At 69.7% G+C, this 13,987-nt stretch carries 15 protein-coding genes; 8 read left to right on the forward strand and 7 right to left on the reverse strand.

Annotated elements, in window-relative coordinates; translation table 11 throughout:
- Window positions 1-17: 17 nt before the first annotated feature.
- Window positions 18-752, forward strand: coding sequence for a hypothetical protein (locus DEU36_RS08890; protein ID WP_259455290.1), 735 nt, complete (start codon window positions 18-20; stop codon window positions 750-752).
- Between the two features lie 50 nt (window positions 753-802).
- Here DEU36_RS08890 and DEU36_RS08895 read toward each other — a convergent pair whose 3' ends face one another.
- The 3 genes from DEU36_RS08895 to DEU36_RS08905 form a co-directional block, all read right to left on the reverse strand.
- Window positions 803-1,714, reverse strand: coding sequence for a glycine betaine ABC transporter substrate-binding protein (locus DEU36_RS08895; RefSeq protein WP_120263833.1), 912 nt, complete (start codon window positions 1,712-1,714; stop codon window positions 803-805).
- 71 nt (window positions 1,715-1,785) lie between these two features.
- Window positions 1,786-2,709 (reverse strand): proline/glycine betaine ABC transporter permease, encoded by a 924-nt coding sequence (locus DEU36_RS08900; RefSeq protein ID WP_120263834.1) that lies wholly within the window; start codon window positions 2,707-2,709, stop codon window positions 1,786-1,788.
- The gene (locus DEU36_RS08905) at window positions 2,709-4,007 is read right to left on the reverse strand and encodes a glycine betaine/L-proline ABC transporter ATP-binding protein (protein WP_120263835.1); all 1,299 of its coding nucleotides are present in this window, start codon (window positions 4,005-4,007) and stop codon (window positions 2,709-2,711) included. Before DEU36_RS08905 ends, DEU36_RS08900 begins: the two co-directional genes overlap by 1 nt.
- 374 nt (window positions 4,008-4,381) lie before the next feature.
- Here DEU36_RS08905 and DEU36_RS16195 point away from each other — a divergent pair, with 374 nt between their 5' ends.
- Complete coding sequence (locus tag DEU36_RS16195; RefSeq protein WP_220700906.1) at window positions 4,382-5,038, forward strand: N-acetyltransferase; 657 nt, start codon at window positions 4,382-4,384, stop codon at window positions 5,036-5,038.
- A complete protein-coding gene (locus DEU36_RS08915) occupies window positions 5,022-5,546 on the forward strand; it encodes a TetR/AcrR family transcriptional regulator (RefSeq protein WP_120263836.1) in 525 nt (174 codons plus the stop codon). Before DEU36_RS16195 ends, DEU36_RS08915 begins: the two co-directional genes overlap by 17 nt.
- Window positions 5,547-5,549: 3 nt before the next feature.
- Here DEU36_RS08915 and DEU36_RS08920 read toward each other — a convergent pair whose 3' ends face one another.
- On the reverse strand, window positions 5,550-5,846 hold the full coding sequence (locus DEU36_RS08920; protein ID WP_120263837.1) for a chorismate mutase: 297 nt from the start codon (window positions 5,844-5,846) through the stop codon (window positions 5,550-5,552).
- Between the two features lie 88 nt (window positions 5,847-5,934).
- Between DEU36_RS08920 and DEU36_RS08925 the strand changes: the two genes are divergently transcribed.
- The gene (locus tag DEU36_RS08925) at window positions 5,935-7,083 is read left to right on the forward strand and encodes an AI-2E family transporter (RefSeq protein WP_120264463.1); all 1,149 of its coding nucleotides are present in this window, start codon (window positions 5,935-5,937) and stop codon (window positions 7,081-7,083) included.
- Between the two features lie 34 nt (window positions 7,084-7,117).
- Here the strand turns inward: DEU36_RS08925 and DEU36_RS08930 are convergent, their stop codons facing one another.
- Both DEU36_RS08930 and DEU36_RS08935 read right to left on the reverse strand, forming a co-directional pair.
- A complete protein-coding gene (locus DEU36_RS08930) occupies window positions 7,118-8,347 on the reverse strand; it encodes a beta-propeller fold lactonase family protein (RefSeq protein ID WP_310790733.1) in 1,230 nt (409 codons plus the stop codon).
- Window positions 8,295-9,581, reverse strand: coding sequence for an adenylosuccinate synthase (locus DEU36_RS08935; RefSeq protein WP_120263838.1), 1,287 nt, complete (start codon window positions 9,579-9,581; stop codon window positions 8,295-8,297). Before DEU36_RS08935 ends, DEU36_RS08930 begins: the two co-directional genes overlap by 53 nt.
- Window positions 9,582-9,723: 142 nt before the next feature.
- Between DEU36_RS08935 and DEU36_RS08940 the strand changes: the two genes are divergently transcribed.
- Window positions 9,724-10,221 carry a transporter substrate-binding domain-containing protein gene (locus tag DEU36_RS08940; RefSeq protein WP_259455291.1) on the forward strand — a complete coding sequence of 166 codons (498 nt, stop codon included), beginning with the start codon at window positions 9,724-9,726 and terminating at the stop codon, window positions 10,219-10,221.
- Window positions 10,218-11,198, forward strand: a complete 981-nt coding sequence (locus DEU36_RS08945) for a cation transporter (RefSeq protein ID WP_120263839.1) — start codon at window positions 10,218-10,220, stop codon at window positions 11,196-11,198. The genes DEU36_RS08940 and DEU36_RS08945 overlap by 4 nt, the downstream gene beginning before the upstream one ends.
- Here the strand turns inward: DEU36_RS08945 and DEU36_RS08950 are convergent.
- The gene (locus tag DEU36_RS08950; protein WP_183045325.1) at window positions 11,188-11,976 is read right to left on the reverse strand and encodes an inositol monophosphatase family protein; all 789 of its coding nucleotides are present in this window, start codon (window positions 11,974-11,976) and stop codon (window positions 11,188-11,190) included. The two genes, DEU36_RS08945 and DEU36_RS08950, sit on opposite strands and share 11 nt — an antisense overlap.
- A 107-nt stretch (window positions 11,977-12,083) precedes the next feature.
- Between DEU36_RS08950 and DEU36_RS08955 the strand changes: the two genes are divergently transcribed.
- Together DEU36_RS08955 and DEU36_RS08960 are read left to right on the forward strand one after the other, a co-directional pair.
- Window positions 12,084-13,403, forward strand: coding sequence for a hypothetical protein (locus DEU36_RS08955; protein WP_120263841.1), 1,320 nt, complete (start codon window positions 12,084-12,086; stop codon window positions 13,401-13,403).
- A complete protein-coding gene (locus DEU36_RS08960) occupies window positions 13,400-13,963 on the forward strand; it encodes a dihydrofolate reductase family protein (RefSeq protein ID WP_120263842.1) in 564 nt (187 codons plus the stop codon). The genes DEU36_RS08955 and DEU36_RS08960 overlap by 4 nt, the downstream gene beginning before the upstream one ends.
- Window positions 13,964-13,987 lie beyond the last annotated feature (24 nt).

The following is a 13,987-nucleotide window of genomic DNA, read 5'->3' on the forward strand; positions in this document are numbered from 1 at the left end:
AGGGCTAGCATGGCGGGGTGGATGGATTCTGGCCCGGGCTGTGGGAGTTCGCCGGCAGCTACTGGTGGCTGATCTTCATCATCGGACCCGCCGCCGGCGGCGCGGCGAAGGCTCTCGAGCAGTCTGCGCGTCGACGGCATAAGCGCCGTCTCGAGATCATCCGAGCGAAGGCCGAAGCGAAGAGCATCATGCGATCGGGCGCGGTCCGCGCCGGCGACGCGACGCCGGTCGCCGCGGACGACGAACAACTGAGCACCGGCGCTCGCCTGCAACAGCTTTTCGACGCCCATGACGACCTGACGCACCGCTGGCTCGAGTACGAACTCGACGTCGCGAAGCTCATCGCCTTCCCGGCCATGAGCGACGGGCGACAGCCGCTCACCGCCGCCTTCCTGCGTGCGAAGAAGGTCGCCGACGGCCTACGACCGCCGACGACGTCAGTCCGCATCGGTGCCGCCGACCTGACGGCCTACCGCGATGCGCTCACCGACGCCGAGGTCGCGTTCGACGTCGCGGAACGCGATGCCCGCCGTCAGCGCGATCGAGCCTTCAGCGAGCCGGAGCGCCGTCGACTCGACACGGCCAAGCGTCTGCTCAACGTCGCGGTGGACGAAGCTGCCACGCCCGCCGAGCGCCGGACGGCGTACGAGCGCGTTCGAGCCGAGCTCGACGGGCTCATCGCGGTGTCGGATGCCGCGATGGAGCGCCTGGCCGAGAAGGCCGCGCTGCAGCTCCCCCCGACGGCGTCCTGACGCACGAAACCCCCGGGATGGCTCCCGGGGGTTTCGTCTCCGTCAGGGGGTCAGCTGGTCTGCAGGCCGTCGACCTGGCTGCCGTACTCCTCGAGCCAAGCGGTGATCGCCTCGGCTTCCTTGCCCTCGCCATACTGGTTGACGACCATGTCCTCGAGCGCGGCGTACTGCTCGTCGTCCAGCTTGATCTTGCCGATCAGCTCGGCCGCCTCGGGGTGCTCGTCGGCGAAGCCGGACGTCGCGAGGAAGTGCAGTGCCTCGGTGTCGCCCATCGCGCCGCGCGGGTCTTCGAGGTCCTTGAGGCCGTAGCGCTCGTTGGCCCAGAACGGACGCCACGACGTCACGACGATGTCGCGCTGCGCGGCGATCGCCGTGTCGAGCTCGGTGAGCATCGCGGCGGTCGACGAGGTGACGAGCTCGTACGTGCCGTCGAGGCCGTACTCGGGGATCATCGACTCCTGCGTCTGCTTCGTGAGGCCCGCGCCCGGCTCGATGCCGTAGATCTGGCCGCCGAAGCGGTCGGCGTTGGCGGCGAGGTCTTCGATCGAGGTGATGTCGACGTACTCGGGCACCGCGATCGTGAGCTTGGCGTTGTCGTAGTAGGCGCCGAGGTCGTCGATCTGGTCGCCGTAGCGCTCCATGTACGAGGCGTGGGTCAGTTCGGGCCATGCCGACGGGTAGATGTCGACGTCACCCTGCGCGAGACCGGCGTAGAGCGGCCCCGCCTCGGTGAGCTCCTGCATCTCGACGGTGTAGCCGAGCTGCTCGAGCTGGTTCTCGAGCAGGTATGCGGTGCTGAGGCCGTCGGTCCACGAGGGCAGGTAGCCCAGCGTGATGGTGCCCTTGCTGTCGCCGTTCTCGCCAGAGCCGCCTTCGGCCTGGTTACCGCTCGCGCATCCGGCGAGGGCGAGGGATGCCGCGGCGCCGAGCGCCACGATCCCGGTGAGGTGTCGCTTGTTCATCGTGTGCCTTCCGTATGGATTCATTCGTTCCGTATGGGTGGTGCAGGGGGATACGTTCGGGATGCCGCGGCTCAGGCGGCCGGGGCGAGCTCGCGCTTCTCCGCGGCGGTCGCGGCGGCTGCCGCCGTGCGACGACGACCGATCGCGCCGAGGACCGACCCCTTCTGGCCCTTCATGTCGCCGAGAGCGGACGTGAGGCGATCGAGGTAGATCGCGAGGATGACGACGCTGAGCCCCGCTTCGACACCGGTGCCGATGTTGACGGTCGACATCGCCTGGACGATCTCCTTGCCGAGGCCGGGGGCGCCGGCGATTCCGGCGATGACGGCCATCGAGAGCGCGAGCATGATCACCTGGTTGACGCCGGTCATGATCGTCGGCATCGCGAGGGGCAGCTGGACGCCGCGCAGGATCTGGCCCGGCGTCGCACCGAACGCGTGCCCGGCCTCGACGGTCTCGGAGTCGACGCTGCGGATGCCGAGCTCGGTCAGACGCACGCCCGGGGGCAGCGCGAAGATCACGGTGGCGACCAGACCCGGCACGAAGCCGATGCTGAAGAACACGATCGCGGGGATCAGGTACACGAACCCGGGCATCGCCTGCATCAGGTCGAGCACGGGCTTGATGACCGCGCTGAAGCGGTCGCTGCGGGCGGCGAGGATGCCGAGGGGCACGGCGATGACGACGGCGATGATCGTCGCGATGAGCACGAGCGCGAGCGTCTGCATCGCCGTGACCCACTGCCCCACGCCGAGGATGATCGCGAACGAGATAGCCGTGCCGATCGCGAACTTCCACGACCGCAGGAACCAGCCGAGCAGCGCGGCGACGACGATGACGACGACGATCGGGGCGCTCAGCAGCAGGTCGGCGAGCGAGCCGACGAGCCAGCCGACGGCGGTGGAGATCGCGCCGAGCAGCCACGAGACGTTGTCGCGGATCCAGTCGACCGCGACCTCGGCCCACTGGCCGAGCGGAATACGGAAACCATCCATCAGCGCACCTCCCCGTTCTGGAGGGCGGCACCGTCGACGGCGGTCGCCTCCGCGAGCACTTCGTCGATCGCGGCCTGCGGCATCGGCTGCAGGGGGATCGTGATCTCCTCCGTCGCGCCGGGGCCGGGGCCGAGGGCGGCGAGGAGGGTGATGCGCGGGATGACGCCGACGAGGCGTCCGTCTGCATCGGTGACGGCGAGCGGCAGCGGCGACTCGACGGCCGGGACGAAGAGGTTCATGAGCACCTCGTCCTGGCTGACGGTCTGCGGGGCCGGCTTGATGACCGATGAGAGCGCCGACTCGCCGCGACGGACCAGCTTGACCGCGTCGCGATCGGTGACGACACCGAGGAGTTTGCGGTCGCGGCCGACGACGTAGGCCGCCGACATGAAGGCATCCCGCATCTGCTTGAGGGCAACGCGGGGTCCTGCCGATTCGGCGACGACGGGCCGCGGGCGCTCCATGACGTTCGCGGCCGTGAGGACGCGGGCACGGTCGACGTCCTGGACGAACTGCTCGACGTAGTCGTTCGCCGGGTCGGTCAGGATGTCTTCGGGCGTGCCGATCTGCACGATGCGGCCGTCGCGCATGACGGCGATGCGGTCGCCGAGGAACATCGCCTCGTTGAGGTCGTGCGTGATGAAGATGATGGTCTTCTGCAGCTTCTGCTGCAGTTCGAGCAGCTGCTCCTGCATCTCGCGTCGGATGAGCGGGTCGAGCGCGCTGAAGGCCTCGTCCATGAGCAGGATGTCGCTGTCGGCGGCGAGCGCGCGGGCGATGCCGACACGCTGCTGCATTCCGCCGGAGAGGGCCGAGGGCAGCTTGTCGCCCCAGCCTTCGAGGCCGACGAGCGCGAGGATCTCCTCGGCCTTGGCCAGGCGCTCGGCCTTGCCGACACCCCGCAGCTCGAGCGGGTAGGCCACGTTCGCGGCGACGGTGCGGTGCGGCAGCAGGGCGAAGTGCTGGAAGACCATCGCGATGCGCTCGCGACGGATGCTGCGCAACCGGGCGGGCGCGACATCGGTGATCGAGTCGCCCTTCACGGTGATCGTTCCGGCGGTGGCGTCGTGCAGGCCGTTGAGCATGCGGATGAGCGTCGACTTGCCCGAGCCTGAGAGGCCCATGATGACGAAGATCTCACCCGGCTGCACGGTGAACGAGGCGTCGATGACGGCGGCGGTTCCGGCGTCGGCGATCTCGTTGCGCTGGGCTCCGGCCCGCAGCTTCTCGACGACGGACTTCGGGTTGCGCCCGAAGACCTTGTACAGATTCTTGGCTTCCAGCGCGGGGGAGGTCATTTCCCCCGAAGAAGACGGACTGGTCACAGGTCACCTCGGCAGCCGGTGCAGGCTGCATCGGTTACGCCCGGGTGGCGGCCTCTCGGCGCGTCTTGCGACGGCGTCTCGGCTGCGGATGTCGGACCCACGAGCACAGGCCGCCGACCATACGCTCGCCGGTCTGGCACCCACAGGGACTGCCACCAACGACCGCGGACTGGTCGGGTAGGGGCCCGCTGTGGGCCGCATCCAACGTTTCACGTTCCCGGGGAGGTCGCAAATCGAACCGACGATTTGACCTCTGATCGGCACTTCCGGTAAACGCGCGCGCCCGCGCAGGCAAACCGGTGGTCCTTCTCAGGTAACTGTATGTGTAGTACACGTACAGTTTATCCATGACTCGCACGCCTATCCCCCCGACGACCCGCACCGTCACACCCGTCGCTCGCGGAGAGATCGACGCGGCGGCTGATCTGCTGACCCGCGCGTTCGCCGAAGACGCCCCGACGCGGGCCCTCCTGCAGGAACGCGGCGACGACGAACGCGCGCGCCACCGCCTGTTCCGCGCCGTCCTCCTCGGTGGTCCGTTGCAGAACGGCACGGTCGACGGTGTGCGCGATCCCGACACCGGCAGGCTCCTCGGCGTCGCGGTGTGGTCCGCCCCCGGCGAGACCGGGATGCGCACGGCCGCCCTGCCGGAGTACGTGCGGGCGATCGGCCTCGGCGGTCTGGCCCGGGCTCTTCGCGTCTCGGACGCGATCGACGCGCACCGGCCGGCCGTGCCGCACTGGTACCTCAAGGCGGTCGGCGTCGCGCCGGACGCTACCGGCGGCGGCATCGGCAGAACACTGCTCGCGTCACGACTCGAGGTCGTCGACGCCGACGGCTCGCCCGCGTACCTGGAATCGTCGAACGCCCGCACGACCGCGCTCTATCGTCGGCACGGCTTCGTGCCCCTGACGAGGGTCCCCTGGCCCGACGGGGCCGGACCCCTGGCCATGTGGCGCGGCGGCCACGCGGAGTCGAGCGGAGCAGATGGTGCGTCCCAGTAATCGCGAGCTCATCGTCGACGCGGCCGTCGAGCTGTTCGCAGACTCGGGCGCGGATTCGGTCACCTTCGACGACCTCGCGGCACGGACCGGGCTGACCAAGAGCGGCATCGTCTACCACTTCGCCACGCGGCAGCTGATCCTCGAGGCCGTCGCGGGGCGACTGATCGACGGCTGGGCGGAGTCAGCGGCATCCCATCTCGCCGGAGCGCCCGACGATCCTCCGCACCGGCTCGCTGCTTTCGTCGCAGGCATGCTCGAAGGAGATGCGACACCCGCCGAACTGCGGCTGGCGGTCGAGACCCTCGGCGGGCGACGGATGCACGACGGATGGCAGGGCATCCGGGCGCACTGGCTGCAGCCGGAAGGCGCGACGCCCGCACAGCTGACCGCCGTGGCGGCGGCGCTCGGACTGTGGGTGAGCCGCGCGACGGGGTTCCTCGATCTCGACGCCGGTCAGCGCGCCGGCATCGAACGATCGATCCGGCAGCTCGCGGCAGCGGGCGACTGAGGCTCAGTCCGCGATGTCCTCCGCCGCGATGCGGTGGTGGCGGATGACCTCGGCGACGACGAATCCGAACCACTTCTCCGCGAACTCGGGGTCGAGGTCGGCCTCCTCGGCGAGGCGCCGCAGGCGGGCGACCTGCCGTTCTTCGCGACCGGGATCGGATGCCGGCATGCCGTGAGTCGCCTTGAGCTCGCCGACCTGCTTCGTGCAGCGGAACCGCTCCGCCAGCATGAACACGAGCGCGGCGTCGATGTTGTCGATGCTCGCGCGCAGGCGATGGAGTTCGGTCGTGGCGTCGGTCATGGTGGCTCCTCCCCCGCCGACCCTATCTGCTCGACGGGCGAGCGCGATCCCACCGCGGCGCTGTAAGCCGCGCCCCTAGAGTGTGACCATGACGAAGCCTCGCCCGAGCACCCCGGCCCCCGCGGCCCCCACCGCCCCGGTGTCCGCAGCGGCCACGCGTGATCAGCCCCTCTGGGGAGCGCTGTCCCGCCCGTTCGCGGCCGGCTTCTTCCTCGCTCTGGGCGCCCTCGCGGCGATCGTTCTGGGGCTGGCGATCTCGAGCCTGTCGACGGTCCTCATCTACGTCGCGATCGCGTTGTTCGTCGCGCTGGCGCTCGACCCGGTGGTGCGGTTCCTCGTGCGCCGCGGCATCCCGCGCGCCTGGGGCATCGTCATCACGTTCGCCGCGCTCGCGCTCATCATCGCCGGCATCCTGTGGGTCGTCCTGCCACCGGTGGTGCGCCAGGTCGAACAGTTCGCCAAGGATGTGCCGTCGATCGTCAACGACATGCTGCGCAGCGATACGGTGCGCTGGCTCGAGAACACGTTCGGCGACAGCCTGAGCGACGTGCTGAACGAGGTGCAGAGCTTCGTCACCAACCCGTCGAACATCGCCGCGATCGGCGGCGGGCTGCTGCAGGTCGGCGTGAACGTCGTGACCGCCATCTCGGGGTCGATCATCGTGCTCGTGCTCAGCCTGTACTTCCTGGCGTCGCTCCCCCGCATGAAGAACGCGCTGGTGCGCATCTCGCCCGCACGCTCCCGCTCGACCGTCGCCGACATGACCCGGCAGATCACCGAGTCGATCGGCGGCTACCTGTCGGGCATGGTCGTGCTCGCCCTCATGAACGCGACCTTCGGCTTCATCCTGCTGACCATCCTCGGGGTGCCGTTCGCGGCCCTGATGGCTGTGCTCGCGTTCGCGATCACGCTGATCCCGCTCGTGGGAACAGTGATCTTCTGGGTCGGGGCATCCGTCATCACGCTGCTGACGAATCCCACCGCGCCGTTGCCGGCGATCATCTTCGCGGCCGCGTACCTGCTGTACATGCAGGTCGAGGCATACGTCCTCACCCCGCGCGTCATGAACCGCACCGTCTCGGTTCCCGGATCGCTCGTGGTCATCGGGGCTCTCGTCGGCGGCACCCTGTTGGGTCTGCTGGGCGCGCTCGTCGCGATCCCCGTCACGGCGTCGATCCTGCTGATCATCAACCAGATCGTCATTCCGCGTCAGGACGCGAAGAAACTGCCGCACTGACTCTGATAGCGGCCCCCGTTCGCGGGACCGGGAATCACGCCACCGGCAGGATGCAGGTCGGGCTGGGGGCTGCGACGCGGTGACGCACGCGCCCCGGCACCCCGGTTCGCGGGTCGCGCGTCATCGACACCACCTCGCCCGAGAGCTGCCCGGCGACGAGCAGGGTGTCTCGGACGACGACGTGGTGGCGCGGCCAATCGACGCCGGCATCGACGAGGGCGAGTTGCTCGAGCCGGTCACCGGTGCCGCGAACGCGCAGCACCCCGAGGGTGTTGCTGCCGCGGATGCCCGCGTAGACGGTCTCACCGTCGGGCGTCATGGCGATCTCAGCAGCTGTGTCGTCGTCGAGGGAACCGATGAGGCCTGTCGCCGACAGCATCCGCCATTCCCCGGCGCGATCGGCGCCGAGCACGACCACCTCGCGAGATAGTTCCGTGAGGACGTACAGGTGACCGCTCGGATGCCAGAGGGTGTGACGCGGTCCGCTGCCGAGCGGCAGCGTGACCTGCCCGACGAGCCGGAGCCCGCGCGGACTGTCACGCCAGAACCGCACGAGGTCGAGCCCCATGTCGGTCGTCACGATCAGACCGCCCGGCAGGTGACGCGCCTGGTGCGACCGAGACGGGCGTGCGGCCTCGGATTCCTGATCCGGACCGGGATGCGGCGCGGCGGGCGCGTCCGAGCCGGGCACCAGATGGGCGAACTCGGGACCGGCGGCCTCGCGCAGAGCCCGCGCGGCAGCGGCGAGATCGAGGTCGTCCGCGGCCGGCTCCGCCGAAGCAACGGGTCCGTAGGGGTCGACCGCGGCGGGCGCGATCACCGGAGCCGACGGGACGCCGGCGTCGTCGATGCTCATGCGGACGACGCGGCCGTCGCTCCAGCAGCTGGCGACGAGCGAGGCTCCGTCGGGGGCGACGGCGACGTGACACACGGCCTCACCGGCGGCGACCGGGCGCCCGAGCGGCATCCACGCGTCGGGACCCGTGCGCCGGTAGGCCTGCACCTCACCGCGGAACTCGAGCGCGGCGTAGACGACGTCCAGACGCGGATGGCGGGCGAGCCACGACGGCGACGACGTGGCCACGACCTCGGTGCGCAACGAGAGCTGGCCGTCCGCGGTCGGGCCGTCGGGGTCGCCGGCGTGGACCAGGCCGATGCCCGCGGCATCGCCGCCCATGTCGGTGGTGTAGCCGCCGAGCAGCAGCCGCACGTCAGTCGACGAGGTCGTGGCGGACGATGACGGCGTCGCGGGCGGGCCCGACACCGATCACCGAGATGCGCGTTCCGCTCATCTTCTCGAGCGCCAGCACGTACTCCTGGGCGGCGATGGGGAGGTCGTCGAACGTGCGCGCCGTCGAGATGTCTTCCTTCCAACCGGGGAAGTACTCGAGCACCGGCTTGGCGTGGTGGAAGTCGGACTGGTTGACCGGCACCTCGTCGAACCGCTCGCCGTCGACGTCGTATGCGACGCAGACCGGGATGCGGTCGAGCCCGGTGAGGATGTCGAGCTTGGTGAGCACGAGGTCGGTGATGCCGTTGATCCGCGTCGCGTACCGCGTGATCGGGGCGTCGTACCAGCCGACACGGCGGGGGCGGCCGGTCGTCGTGCCGAACTCGAATCCGCGCGACCGGAGGAAGTCGCCGTTCTCGTCGAACAGCTCGGTCGGGAACGGGCCCGACCCGACGCGCGTCGTGTACGCCTTGACGATGCCGACGATGCGGTCGAGACGGTTGGGTCCGACGCCCGCACCGGTGGCGGCGCCGCCGGCCGTCGCCGACGACGACGTGACGAAGGGGTAGGTGCCGTGGTCGACGTCGAGCATGGTCGCCTGCCCGCCCTCGAAGACGACGACGTCGCCGTTGTCGAGCGCGTTGCTCAGCAGCAGGCCCGTGTCGCACACCATGGGCCGCAGACGCTCGGCGTACGAGAGCAGGTCTTCGACGATCTCGTCGGCGGTGATCGCACGACGGTTGAACACCTTGACCAGCAGGTGGTTCTTCTGGTCGAGGGCTCCCTCGACCTTCTGGCGCAGGATGTTCTCGTCGAAGAGGTCTTGCACGCGAATGCCGACGCGGTTGATCTTGTCGGCATAGGCCGGTCCGATGCCGCGGCCGGTCGTGCCGATCTGGCGCTTGCCGAGGAAGCGCTCGGTCACCTTGTCGAGCGTGCGGTGGTATTGCGTGATGAGGTGCGCGTTGGCGCTGACCTTGAGGCGAGAGATGTCGAGCCCGCGCGCCGACAGCGCCTCGAGCTCGGCGAAGAGCACCTCGAGGTCGACGACGACGCCGTTGCCGATGACGGCGTTGACGCCCGGCGAGAGGATGCCGCTCGGCAGCAGGTGCAGGGCGTACTTCTCGTCACCGATGACGACGGTGTGCCCGGCGTTGTTGCCGCCGTTGAACTTGACGACCCAGTCGGTGCGATCGCCCAACAGGTCGGTGGCCTTGCCCTTGCCCTCGTCGCCCCACTGGACGCCGACGATGACGATTCCCGGCATGCGGATCTCCCTTTCTGTCGAGGAGGGATTGCACCCCATCCTATCGACACGGGCGCAACCCCCTTACGGCGATCGCAACACGCGCGCCAGAGTGGGGATGCAGATCGCATACCCACACCAGACGCCTATGGAGGAGGGTCTCATGCACCACCGGCTCGCCACAGCGGTCGGCGCGGTCCTGTTGCTACTGACGTCGTCGTTCGCACTCGCGGGGTGCGGGCTGTCGATACCGACCGACCCGTCGGGCACGCTCACCTCGGTCGAGGGAGGGACGCTTCGGGCCGGGGTCTCCCCCGACGGCGAATGGGTGAAGGTCGACGGCGAAGAACCGCAGGGCAGCGAGCCCGATGCGATCCGAGTCTTCGCCGACTCGCTCGACGCCGACGTGGAATGGACCGTCGGGTCGGAGGAGGCGCTCGTGCGCGAACTCGAGAACGGCGGGCTCGATCTCATCGCGGGCGGCATCACCGACCAGACCCCGTGGACAGACAAGGCGGGTGTCACACGCCCGTACGCGGAGGCGACCGCGAAGGACGGCAGCACGCTGAAGGTCGTCATGCTCGTGCCGCTCGGCGAGAACGCGTTCCTGTCGCGCCTCGAGACCTTCCTCTCGGAGCGGGCGAGAGCGGGAGAGCTGTGAACCGGTCGGAGGTGCGGTTCGGACAGACCGAGCTGCCGGAACGTCAGGTCGAGGTGCTTCGCCGCGCGGTGCGGCTCGAATGGATCACGATCGGGTTCCTGGCGGTCACCGTGACCCTCGTCTTCCTCGTGCTCGGCAACTCGCAGGCGATGAAGGCGGCGTGGATCGAGGACCTGCTGTCGTTCATCCCGCCGCTGGCGTTCCTCATCGCGATCCGCGTCAACCGGCGACGACCGACGCTGCGGCATCCGTACGGCTATCACCGCTCGGTCGGAGTCGGTCACCTCGTCGCCGCTGTCGCCCTGACCACGATGGGCACCTACCTGATCGTCGAGTCGGGCATCGGGCTGCTGAGCGGCGAGCACCCGACGATCGGCACGGTCGAACTGTTCGGCGCGTCGATCTGGCTCGGGTGGCTGATGATCGGGGTCATGGCGCTGACAGCCGTGCCGCCTGTCCTGCTCGGGCGCGCGAAGATCACGCTGGCGCGCGAGCTGCACAACAAGGTGCTCTACGCCGATGCCGACATGAATAAGGCCGACTGGATGACCGCGGTCGGGTCCATCGTGGGCGTCACGGGCATCGGCCTCGGGCTGTGGTGGCTCGACGCGGCGGCGGCGCTCTTCATCGCGGCGGGCATCCTGCGCGACGGGCTGAAGAACCTGCGGGCCGCGATCATCGACCTCATGGACGCGCGAGCGACGACGTTCGACGATGCTGAGCCTCATCCGCTCGCGGGCGAGATCGACGCCTACCTCGCGAGCCTCCCGTGGGTGTCGGCGGCGGGCAGCCGGGTGCGTGACGAGGGACACGTGTTCCACGTCGAGTCGTTCGTCGTGCCGCGCGACGGTCGGATGCCGACCCTCGACGAGCTGGAAGCGGCGCGCGAAGGCTGCGTCGAGCTCGACTGGAAGGTGCAGGACATCGTGCTGGTGCCGGTGCGCGAGCTGCCGATCGTCGTGCCGGTCAGCGAGTGACGAGCTCGCGCAACGCCGTGACGACATCCGGTCGGCCGACGATGACGAGGTCGCCGTCGGCCGAGGTCCAGGATGCCGCTCCCGCCTCGGTCGCGATGAGCGCGCCGCCGACGAGGTCCCAGATCTCGTTGCGGTAGGCCACGAGGGCGCCGAGCCCGCCCGTCACGAGCAGCGCCCAGTCCGACGACGGAGCCCAGCTGCGCAGGACCCGCTTCGTGCCGCGCTCGAGGCGATCGAACAGCTCGTTGCGACGCGGGTCGTCATGGCCGACGTCGTAACCCTGTGTGAAGGCGACGGTCTCGTGAGCGAGCGCACCCGCCCCCTCGATGACGAGGCGCGGTGCGGTGGATCCGGATTCGTCGGAGTCGCCGGCGGTGAATGCCCCGCTCCCCTCGATGGCCCAGAACGTGCGGCGCCGCGGTGAGTCGTGGACGACCGCCATCACCGGACGGTCGCGCTGGCAGAGCGTGATGCAGACGCCGTAGACATCGAGCCCCAGCACGTAGTTGTGCGTGCCGTCGAGCGGGTCGATGAGCCAGCGGTACTCGCCCTCGTCGCTGCCCTGCTCGCCGCCCTCCTCGCCGAGGATCGCGTGCTCCGGATACGCGCGCCGCAGGGCCTCGACGATCCGCCGCTCTGTCTCGCGATCGACGTGCGTCACGAGGTCGGCGCCGTCGCCCTTCGCGTCGATGCGGGCGGTCGCCCGCTCCGCGACGGCGACGTCGCCGGCTTCACGGGCGAGGGCGATGGCCAGGTCTGCTGCGCGCTGGAGATCCACCCGCCCGACGCTATCGGCAGCCAGAGACGACGAGAACCTGCCGGAACCGGCAGAGCAAGCCTCAACGGCGCTGGGCAGGCCAATCGGGTTGCTGACAGTATCGAGTTGTGAGGCGCGACTACCTGGGGCGTGCCGCGCTGGCGGCATCCGCGATGTTCCTGCCGGGGATCGGCAGCGTCGTCATCCTGCTCGTCATGGCGATCGCCTATTCCGACGAGGTCCAGGCGGCGATCGGCCTGGGAGGCTCCACCGCCGCGATCGTGACGGTCGTGGCATCCGGTTTCGTGGTCACCACCATCCGCGCGCGCACGGCGGGGCACTCCCTCGAAGGAGAGTTGACGGGGGCGGTGGGGGCGGCGATGCTTCTGCTGCTGGCCGCTATCGCGATCGCGCTCCTCAGTCCGGTCGTCTCGCGCTCGGACGCGGGCGGGTACTTCGCCGTCTATTGGATCGCCACCATCCCGGCGACGGTGCTCACGCCGATCGGCTTCGTCTTCAACGGCGCGTTCCAGGCGCAGCACCGCGACGGCACCAACCTGATCACCGCGGTCACCGGAACGCTCGTGAAAGCCGCCGTCGCGGCCGTCGTCGTCGCGCTCGGCGTCCCACCGCTCGCGGCTGTGGCTGCCGTCGGCGCCACGACGTCGGTCGTGTCGATCCTGGGAGTGCTGGTGCGCGGATCACAGCTCGCGCGAGCGGACATGATCTCGTGGCGCATGGTGGCGTCGGCGGCGCGTGAGGCTCTCGCGCATCCCGTCGCCGTCATCCGGTCACTCGGCGAGCGCGCGGCCGCGTCGGTCGACGGACTGGTCTTCCTGGTGACCTTCACGGCAGCGATCATGGTGGCCACTGCGCACTCCCCCGCCGACGGTGCGGTGGTCGCGCTGTCGGTGGCGGTGATGCGCTCCGTCATCGTCCCGCTGAAGCAGTTCGGCGTGGTCGGGGCAAGATTCGTCATCGCCGAGCGCGGGGGAGGCGGCGGGCGCGGGCTCGGGCGCGGGCGGGCCATGCGCCTGTCGACGGTGCAGGCGAACTGTCTCGTCCTGCTCGCGGCGATCGCGGTGGCGCTGACGATCTCGCGCCTGGCTCTGCCGGTCTTCGACCAGCTCGGCTGGCTGATCGTCGCGATGATGGCCGTGCAACTGCTCATCGAACCGTGGGCAAGTGTCCTGTACTCCTACCGCAAGATCGCGCTGTCGACAGCGGCTGGGCTGCCCGCCCTCGTGATCGCGTACGGGGCGGTCGGTGGGTCGGGGCTGACGCTGCTCGCCGTCACACGTTCCGGCTCGGCCGAGGCCATCTGGGGGGTCCTGCTCGCGACACGTGTCGTCTTCGCCGTCCTCCTGGCCTGGACCCCTCGCATATCGATGCCCGCGGGTCCAGACTGGCGTCGCGGCGTCATCCGCCGCAGACGGGATGCGGCATGAGACCTCTGCGGTACTCGATCAATGTGACGCTCGACGGGTGCTGCCACCATGAGGCGGGGCTGCCGCCCGACCAAGAATCGATGGGCTACTGGACGGCGCAGATGGCCGGGGTCGACGCGTTGCTGCTCGGCCGCGTGACGTACGAGATGATGGCCGCCGCCTGGCGACGGCCCGCCTCGGGCGAGTGGCCCGAGTGGATGGATGACGCCGAGATCAGATTCGCCGAGGCCATCGACGGCGCCCGGAAGTTCGTCGTGTCGTCGACCCTTGGCGATCCCGACTGGAACGCCGAGCTCATCTCGGGCGACCTGGAGACCGCCGTCCGAGCGCTGAAGGCCGAGCCGGGCGCCGGGCTCTGGGTCGGCGGCGTCATGCTGCCCACCGCCCTGGCGGACCTCGGCCTCATCGACGAGTTCGAGTTCGTCGTGCACCCCGTCGTCGCGGGACGGGGGCCGACGCTGCTCGCGGGCCTGCACGGGCAGATCGAGCTCGAAGCGGTCGACCGCACAGCATTCCGCTCGGGGGCTGTGGCGACGCGGTACCGGCTGCGCAGCGCCTGACCTGATGTGATCTGAGCGCGCGAC

This window comes from Microbacterium sp. AG238 (assembly GCF_003610405.1).
GTDB lineage: Bacteria > Actinomycetota > Actinomycetes > Actinomycetales > Microbacteriaceae > Microbacterium.